This window comes from Pontibacter sp. JAM-7 (assembly GCF_048548695.2).
Taxonomy (GTDB): Bacteria; Pseudomonadota; Gammaproteobacteria; order Pseudomonadales; family Balneatricaceae; genus Neptuniibacter.
Window position 1 is genome coordinate 327,095 of record NZ_JBLYIF020000004.1, and the last position, 8,715, is coordinate 335,809.

Below are 8,715 nucleotides of genomic sequence, written 5' to 3' on the forward strand. Positions count from 1 at the left end.
TTCTCTCTGTTAATCGGGGAATAGCTGGGAAAATTGTTGCGCGGTTGCAGAAATATCGTCACTGGCAAAGAGTGCATGTATAACAGCGACCATACCTGCGCCGGCATCAATGACCTGCCGGGCATTATCTACACTTATGCCGCCAATCGCCACTATTGGGCAGCTTATCTGCTTGCTGGCATCCTGCAAAAGTGTCAAGGGTGCCAGCTGCGCATCTGGTTTGCTGCGTGACGGAAAACAGGCACCAAACGCGACATAATCCGCGCCGGCGGCGACAGCCTGTTTTGCTAGAGTAAGGTCGGCATGGCAGGTAACACCTATGATGGCCTTTGGTCCCAGTCTCGCTCTGGCGGCGACGACGGTGCCGTCGGTTTGACCTAGGTGTACGCCATTAGCCAGACAGCCGTAGGCCAGTTCAATATCATCATTGATTAATAGCGGTACATCGTACTGCTGACAGAGTTGCCGCAGTGCTTTGGCCTGAGCCAGGCGGTTGTCAGTGTCGTTAGACTTGTCCCGGTACTGAACCAGCCTGGCGCCCCCTAGTAGACTTTGTTCGACTTGCCTCAGAAGAGTAGGGGTGTCGGGCATCAGTCCGGCGTCGGTGATGGCGTATAAGCCAGTAAGTGCTGTCATAGGCTGGAATACTGTTGGTAGTAGGTTTCAAGTTGGTTACGGGTGATCACCCCTTCTATTCTGCCATTGAAGTCGGCAATGCATAGCGCATCTACCTCGTTGCCGGTTAATGCCTCCAGTGCTTCCAGTAGAGTAGAACGGATACTTAATGTGGCGCAATCCAGCCTCAGGGCGGGTATTTCTAGTAGTGATATGTGTTCTGAATCCGGATTGTTCTTGAGGAAAGCGGCAAGGTCAGCTGGTGGTAACAGTGCCGAGGGCGAGCCCTCAATCAGCAGCCAGTTTGGGTTACGCTCCAGAATTTCAGCTGACTGTGCTGAGCTTAGGGTCTTTGGCGTACTGATGAAATCGGTGTTCATCAGGCTGCTCACGGCGCTTCGGCTCAGTACCTGCTGTACGGGTTTAAGGCGGAAATCCATGCCCTGTGCCCGCATGATGGCGATGAAAATTGACGGTAGGTTGAATACATAACGGGTAATTAGATTGGCCACTATGATGGCGATCATCGCAGGAAATAGGATATTAGGATTGCCGGTCAGTTCCATAATGGCTATGAGCGCAGCAAGCGGTGCATTTAACACTGCCGCCATCATGCTACCCATACCTATCAGGGCATAGAAACCCTGATGTGCAACCTGTTGCTCAACGGCGCTGCTGCCAACAATACCAAGTGCACCTCCAGCGATAGCACCAATAAAAAAGGTGGGTCCGATCAGTCCAGCGGGAATACCAAGGCCAATAATCACCGGTGTTAGTAGTACCTTCACCAACAAAATCAACAACAGTGCGGTGATGGCTAATTCCCCCTGCAGCGCCGCGGTGACAGTATCGTAGCCTACCCCCATGATCTCAGGTACATACACCGCGCAGGTACCAGTCAACAGGCCTGCAATAAGTAAACGATAGCTTAAGTGAAATTCTTGATGGGTAGACCAGCAGGTAACCTTAGTCGTCAGTTTAACGAACAGACTCGCCAGCAGGCCGATCACCACGCCAAGAAACAGCACATAAGGGATTTCATTCATCGAATGGATCTGCATGACTGGGACATTGAGAACCTGCTCTGCACCAAACAGCAGGTGCATGACCAGAGTCGCGGTTGCGGCGGCTGCCATGACAGGCATAAAGCCAAGTACGCTGTATTCCAGCAACACCACTTCCATGGCAAAGATGACCCCGGCCAGAGGCGTATTAAACATTGCGGCAATAGCGGCAGCAGTACCGCAGCCGGCTAGAATACGCAGGGTATTGTTTGGCAAACGCATGCGCTGCCCCAGCAGGCTGCCACAGGCTGCCCCCAAATGCACGGCAGGCCCCTCTTTGCCAGCAGAGTGACCGGTCAGCAAGGCTAGTAGTGCGGCAGCAAACTGTAAAATGGCATTGCCAGCAGGCAGCTGGCCCTGATGGTAAGATATCCGCTCGAGTAAATGGGCTACACCCACCTTGCGTTTTAGCGGTGCTAATGGGCAGAGCAAAAGCAGTAATAACAGACTGCCGACTACCGGTAAGCAGAAACGCAGCCAGTTCGGTAAGCTTTCAAACCCCTCATGCTGGCCATTGGGTAGCCAGGTCTCCAAGGGCCACTCTAGTGCGATGCGAAACAGGCCGAGTAAAAGGCCGCACAGTATGCCGCAGATAACACCCAATACCACCATTTGTGGCAGTGCTTCAGCATAGGCTAAGCGATGTCGGAAGGACTTTAGTGATGAGGCGTATTTTTGCATGGCATACCAGCTTGCATAACATCGGGTATCACTTGTACGAACCTGTGGCAGGAGTCTGACAGCAGGCTAGAGCAAAGGTGATCTATCTTACACTATTGGTAGAGTGGAATCTGTGGTCATGGCGGTGTCAGCTTTGTATCATAGGCACTTGGTTTTTTGCTGAAGGTGAGGTTGTTGTGATTAAAGTAGGTATCGTAGGCGGTACGGGATATACCGGCGTTGAATTGCTGCGTTTGTTGGCAAACCATCCGAATGTTGAAGTAGCTGTGATTACTTCCCGTTCGGAGGAAGGTATTGCTGTGGCTGATATGTACCCGAACCTGCGTGGCCATCATGACCTCTGCTTTACCTTTCCCGACGTTGATCAGCTGGCTGAATGTGCAGTCGTCTTTTTTGCTACACCTCATGGTGTGGCTATGAAAATGGCGCCTGATTTGGTGAAACGCGGCGTCAGAGTGATCGACCTGGGCGCGGACTTCCGGATCAAAGATCTCGACCTGTGGTCGCGCTGGTATGGCATGGAGCACACTGAACCTGAAATGGCAGAACTGGCAGTATATGGTTTGCCCGAAGTAAACCGAGATGCCATTCGCAGTGCTGAGCTGATCGCCTGCCCGGGGTGCTACCCAACGGCGACGCAGCTGGCGTACATTCCTCTGTTGGAGCAGGGGCTGGTGGATCACCGGCGGTTGATTGCTGACTGTAAGTCAGGTGTTAGCGGTGCAGGGCGTGGTGCTAAAGTTGGCTCGCTGCTGTGTGAGGCCTCTGAAAGTCTGAGTGCCTATGGTGCCTCAGGTCATCGTCATCTACCGGAAATTAAACAAGGCCTGACAGAAGCAGCTGGACGTCCGGTGGGATTGACCTTCGTGCCGCACCTGACGCCTATGATTCGGGGTATTCATGCCACGTGTTACAGCGTGCTCAAGGACCCGATAGATCAGGGTTTGCAACAGCTTTTCGAGCGCCGTTATGCGGATGAGCCCTTTGTTGATGTCATGCCAATGGGCAGTCACCCCCAGACGCGTAGTGTGAAAGGCGCCAATATGTGCCGTATCAGCTTACATCAGCCCCAGGGTGAAGATGTGGTTGTGGTGCTTTCGGTGATTGATAATCTGGTTAAAGGTGCGGCGGGTCAGGCAGTACAAAACATGAACATCATGCTAGGACTGGAAGAGACTGCAGGTCTGAATCTGGTAGGTTTGATGCCATAATACTTGACTAATTTGCTTGGTTAAGTGGATAATTAAGCCCTAGCAAATGATATGTAGACGGCAATGATCGAAACTGAAGATCCAAATACCCCACTTGTTTTTACTCAGGCAGCTGCCCGTAAAGTGAAAACACTGATGGAAGAAGAAACCAATGATAGCCTTAAACTGCGGGTGTTCATCACCGGTGGTGGTTGCGCAGGCTTTTCTTATGGCTTTACCTTTGATGAGCAGGCAGCAGAAGATGACACTGTGGTTGAGCGTGATGGCGTGGCGCTGGTGGTTGACCCAATGAGCTATCAGTATCTTGCTGGTGCTGAGGTTGACTACAAAGAAGGCCTGCAAGGGTCGCAATTTGTTATCAATAACCCGAATGCCACGACAACCTGTGGTTGTGGTTCATCCTTCTCTATCTGATTGTTTTACAGGCTTAAGCCGCAACCGGAGGTGCAGGTATGAAATGGCTCGCATCATGTTTTCTGGTTTTGGCAATGGGCGTGGTCGCCGCGCCCCTTCAATCTCCTGTCCCTCAGTCCGAATCCCGCTTTATGGCGTATCTGGTTAAACATACGCCTACGGAATTGGAGTACTTGTTTCAGCGCGCAGCAATGCTGGCGCAGGACTCCTCTGAAGTGCGCCAGCATGAGCCCATTGTGTTCATTTTGCATGGTGATGAAACGTTTGCGTTTTTAAATGCCAATGCCCAGCGTTTTTCTAATCTGATCGGTTTGGCACGTCAGTTGGATGAGCAGCATATTATTGATGTCAGGGTGTGTGAGGCCTGGATGCTGGACCACGGTATACAGCGCGCTGACTTGCCTGACTTTATCGATACAGTGCCTAATGGGCCTGAATATGGCCGTCAGCTAAAACAGTCGGGTTACCTTTATTTCTAGCCTGTCAGACTGGATAAATGGCGCCTAAGATGCGGTTGCCCGCAGCGCCTGTGACTTCAGGGATGTTGCCACTTTGTTTGTTAATGCAGCGCCAAGCCAGCCAGGCAAATGCTACTGCTTCTACCCAGTCCGGATCAAGACCCAGCGACATCGTTGAACTTACCCGTTGGGCAGGGAGTTGCTCCCTGATAGCCTGCATTAACGTACGGTTATGCGCGCCGCCGCCGCAGACAAATACCTCATATTGATTACTTAATGCCTGACTTTGAATGGCATCGCAGGCTGTTTGGGCAGTGAGCTGAAGTAGTGTTGCTTGAATGTCTTCGGCTCTGGCATCTGTTAGGTCGGCTCTTGCCTGTGCTTGCTCCAGCCATCCAGTGTTAAATTGTTCCCGCCCCGTGCTTTTGGGTGCTGGTGCAGAGAAATAAGGCTCGGAAAGCATGATAGTTAACAGAGGGGGGATTGCTTTACCAGTAGCCGCCCAATCGCCATTGCGATCAAAAGGTTGTTGTAGATGCTGTAAGGTCCAGCTGTCTAGCAGTACGTTTCCAGGGCCGGTATCAAATCCGGTCACTGATTGGTCCGTCCGTCCCGGTAGGTGAGTGATGTTCGCCATGCCGCCCAGGTTCAGGATAAAACGTTCCTGACCGGGTTTGCTGAATAGTGCAGCATGAAATGCCGGTACCAGAGGGGCACCCTGGCCCCCGGCAGACAGGTCACGCTGCCTAAAGTGGCCAACAGTTGTAATGCCGGACTTTTCAGCGATCCTGCTGGGCTCTCCAATTTGTAATGAAAACCCTAGCTCTGGTCGGTGACGGATGGTTTGCCCGTGGCTGCCGATAGCTCGAATGGTTTGATGGCTGGCTCTTTTGCTTATGAGTGGTGCTGCGGCCTGCGCAAAGCAATCGGCAATGCGCAGGTCAAGCTGTGCCATCCGGTCTATCTCATTGGCTCCTGATAGGCAGAGCGCTAATATTTCAGCGTGAATGTCAGAGGGAAAGGCGCAGCTGTGTGTAGCGAGCAGTTTGAAACTGGGCTCGAACTGCACCAGTGCGGCGTCAATGCCATCCACACTGGTGCCGGACATTAGGCCGATATAGAGATCAGCCTGGGGGTTCATTGATTTAGCTGAGCCAATTGCGTTGCCTGATAGGTTTCCAGTTGAGCCAGTAACCTGTTGGCGGCAATATCAAATGAGCCACGCTCAGATTTCGGTATTGGTTCAGCCTGGGGTAATTTCACCGTTAGTGGATTTTTATGCACCCCATTCACCCGGAATTCATAGTGCAGGTGGGGACCGGTTGCTAGTCCGCTGGAGCCGACAAAGCCAACGACTTGGCCTTGCTTGACTCGGCTGCCAACGGATTGACCGCGTTTGAAACTTCTCATATGGGCGTACAGGGTGGTGATATTGCCACCATGTTGCACAATCACTACATTGCCATAGCCGCCTTTTACGCCCCGGAAAATGATTTTACCATCGCCGGCGGATTTAATCGGTGTGCCGGAGCCTGCTGCGTAGTCGACACCCTTGTGTGCGCGAATGCGGTTAAGTACCGGGTGTTTGCGTTTTAGGTTAAAGCGCGAACTGATGCGGGCAAAATCTACTGGAGAGCGCAGAAACGCTTTGCGCATACTGTACCCATCGGGGGTGTAATAGTTGCTGTCGCCATCCTGATTGATATAGCGCAGCGCAGTAAAGGTATTGCCCTGATTGGTGAATTGCGCGGCAAGGATTGGTCCTTCATCGATTTTTTCACCATCAAGGTAATGCTCTTCATACATAACGTTGAAGCTATCGCCTTGGCGGATGTCGAGTACAAAATCTACATCCCAGCCAAACAGGCTGGCGAGTTCCATGATTTTTTTATTCGACAGCCCGGCATGTTCGCCAGCAACAAACAACGAGTTTTCGATAGTGCCAGAAGTAAATTGCTGTCGAACTTCGGGGATGCGTTCTATCTTTTCAACGGTAAAGCTGTCTTCATCCCGGATCAATAACGTGCTGGTCAGGCGGGATTGGATATAACGCAGCTTTTCCAGTTTGCCGCCTTCAATCAGGAAGGCCAGACGTTCGCCTGGATGCATGCGGGCAAACGTTTTATGAGGCTTTGCGGCAGTCGCAACGGTATAGACATCCCGGGCAGACAGGCCTGCTTTTTTAAATAGCGTAGTGAGATTGTCGCCGGATTCTACTTCATACTCGACCCAGTTTTCTGGTGCGGGAACGGGTTTCGCTGGTGCTGTGGTCGCCGGAACGGATTTTGCTGCGGGCAAAAGAGCAGGGGTTATCGCTAGCTGTTCAGGTGTATTATCGCTTTCAGTACTATGCGGCGAAGTGTCATTTATATCCAGAGCGATACTGCGTGTTGCTGAGACCTCTTCTGAGGGCAATAGCATTAGAGTAATGCTGATAATGAAAACGCATACGCTAACAGCCATAAGATGTACGGTGGGAAAGCTGCCTTTTAAGCGCTTGATGTGATCTAGCACGCTCTACTCCTGCTTAAAACAATGTAATAACCTGCCATTATGCCATCTCCTTTTAATATTGTCGGCACCAGAATGTCAATCTGCAGTCACGGGTATTTGTTTGCTACTGCCGCTGCCGCTAGAATATGGCCTCTTTTTCTATCTATTATTTGATCCGGATACTGAATACCTCATGAGCGGAACACTGTTACAAGATCTGAAAGCCCGTGGGCTGGTTGCTCAAATGACCAGCGAAGAAGAACTGGAACAGCACCTGGCTAACGGAAGCGTGACCTTGTACTGCGGTTTTGATCCGACTGCAGATAGTCTGCATCTGGGGCATTTAGTTCCCTTGTTAGTGCTAACCCGATTTCAGAATGAAGGGCATAACCCGATTGCGTTGGTAGGCGGGGCGACCGGCTTGATAGGCGATCCGAGTTTTAAAGCGTCAGAGCGGCAGTTGAATACAGCGGATGTTGTTGCTGGCTGGGCCGATAAAATACGCCAACAGGTTAGTCAGTTCATTCACTTTGATGGTGTTGAAAATCCCGCAACGGTGGTGAATAACCTGGAATGGACCGGCGAGATGAGTGTGCTGGATTTCCTGCGGGATGTTGGTAAACACTTTTCTGTTAATGCGATGATCAATAAAGAATCCGTGCAACAGCGCCTTAACCGTGATGGCGCTGGCATTTCGTTTACTGAGTTTTCTTATGCGCTGTTGCAAGGTATGGATTTTGCTGAACTGAACCGTCGCTACGCCTGTACCTTGCAGGTTGGTGGTTCAGATCAATGGGGCAATATTGTTGGTGGTATTGATCTGTCCCGCCGTCAGAATGGGGCCCAGGTGTTTGGTTTAACCGTGCCGCTGATCACTAAGGCGGACGGGACTAAGTTTGGCAAAACTGAAGCGGGCGCTGTCTGGTTGGATCCGGCGAAAACCTCGCCTTATAACTTCTTCCAATTCTGGATGAATACTGCTGACGCGGATGTATATAAATTCCTGCGCTACTTTACATTCCTGTCGGTTGAGCAAATTGAGCAGATCGAGCGGGAAGATGCTGAGCGTCAGGGGCGTCCTCAGGCGCAGGCGATATTAGCTGAAGAGGTCACTCGTTTGGTACATGATGAGGCGGGGCTGACGGCGGCAAGACGTATTACAGAAGCGTTATTTTCCGGTGATACTTCTGCTCTGGCTGAAGCGGATTATGAACAACTGGCGCTTGATGGTTTGCCTGTCTCTGTCCTTAACCAGGCTGAGCTGACAGAGCTGCCGTTGACAACGCTGTTATCTGAAGCCGGAATGGCGCCCAGTGGCAAGCAGGTTAAAGATGCCCTTCAGCGCAATGCGGTTGTAGTGAATGGCATTGGTGTTGGTATGGATGACAATATGCGTGCTGCGGATATCTTTGCAGCTGAGCAGGCGCGATTCGGGCGATACTTCCTGGTCAAGCTAGGTAAGAAAAAGCACCATCTGTTTATGCTTTAACTGAGCGTTACAGTGGACGAATTAAAAAGGGTGCTATAGCACCCTTTTTAATTAATATTTTATGCCGCCTGTTGACCTTAATTCTGTGCGGTGTAGAATGCGCCTCCCTGACCGCTACAGGGCAGTGTTTATCTGCCGGGTGGGGTTTAGGATTAACCGCTGTAAACAAATGAAATTGTTTATATTTTGTGCGTTTTAGGTGGTGTGAAGTTGGCGTTATGTACGGTGTGATAAATTGTCACAAAGGGTAAAAATAACGGTTGACTTTGAAGGGGCGGGAAGTAGAATAT

At 51.1% G+C, this 8,715-nt stretch carries 8 protein-coding genes; 4 read left to right on the plus strand and 4 right to left on the minus strand.

Going from position 1 to position 8,715, the window contains the following annotated elements; genetic code table 11:
• Positions 1-9 precede the first annotated feature (9 nt).
• Positions 10-636 (minus strand): thiamine phosphate synthase, encoded by a 627-nt coding sequence (gene thiE, locus ACFVYJ_RS07780; RefSeq protein WP_419414570.1) that lies wholly within the window; start codon positions 634-636, stop codon positions 10-12.
• Complete coding sequence (locus ACFVYJ_RS07785) at positions 633-2,360, minus strand: chloride channel protein (RefSeq protein ID WP_419414569.1); 1,728 nt, start codon at positions 2,358-2,360, stop codon at positions 633-635. The genes thiE and ACFVYJ_RS07785 overlap by 4 nt, the downstream gene beginning before the upstream one ends.
• A 176-nt stretch (positions 2,361-2,536) precedes the next feature.
• On the opposite strand from ACFVYJ_RS07785, the gene argC reads away from it, so the two are divergent.
• The 3 genes from argC (at position 2,537) to ACFVYJ_RS07800 (ending at position 4,464) form a co-directional block, all read left to right on the plus strand.
• Positions 2,537-3,571 (plus strand): N-acetyl-gamma-glutamyl-phosphate reductase, encoded by a 1,035-nt coding sequence (argC, locus tag ACFVYJ_RS07790; protein WP_419414568.1) that lies wholly within the window; start codon positions 2,537-2,539, stop codon positions 3,569-3,571.
• A 63-nt stretch (positions 3,572-3,634) separates the two neighbouring features.
• Positions 3,635-3,985, plus strand: coding sequence for an iron-sulfur cluster insertion protein ErpA (gene erpA / locus ACFVYJ_RS07795; protein WP_419414567.1), 351 nt, complete (start codon positions 3,635-3,637; stop codon positions 3,983-3,985).
• Between the two features lie 38 nt (positions 3,986-4,023).
• Entirely contained in the window at positions 4,024-4,464 is a 441-nt protein-coding gene (locus ACFVYJ_RS07800; protein WP_419414566.1) for a DsrE family protein, read from the plus strand.
• 4 nt (positions 4,465-4,468) lie between these two features.
• Here the strand turns inward: ACFVYJ_RS07800 and ACFVYJ_RS07805 are convergent, their stop codons facing one another.
• Entirely contained in the window at positions 4,469-5,584 is a 1,116-nt protein-coding gene (locus ACFVYJ_RS07805; protein ID WP_419414565.1) for an anhydro-N-acetylmuramic acid kinase, read from the minus strand.
• A complete protein-coding gene (locus ACFVYJ_RS07810; RefSeq protein ID WP_419414564.1) occupies positions 5,581-6,957 on the minus strand; it encodes an OapA family protein in 1,377 nt (458 codons plus the stop codon). Before ACFVYJ_RS07810 ends, ACFVYJ_RS07805 begins: the two co-directional genes overlap by 4 nt.
• A 172-nt stretch (positions 6,958-7,129) precedes the next feature.
• Between ACFVYJ_RS07810 and tyrS the strand changes: the two genes are divergently transcribed.
• The gene (tyrS, locus tag ACFVYJ_RS07815; protein ID WP_419414563.1) at positions 7,130-8,425 is read left to right on the plus strand and encodes a tyrosine--tRNA ligase; all 1,296 of its coding nucleotides are present in this window, start codon (positions 7,130-7,132) and stop codon (positions 8,423-8,425) included.
• Positions 8,426-8,715: the final 290 nt, after the last annotated feature.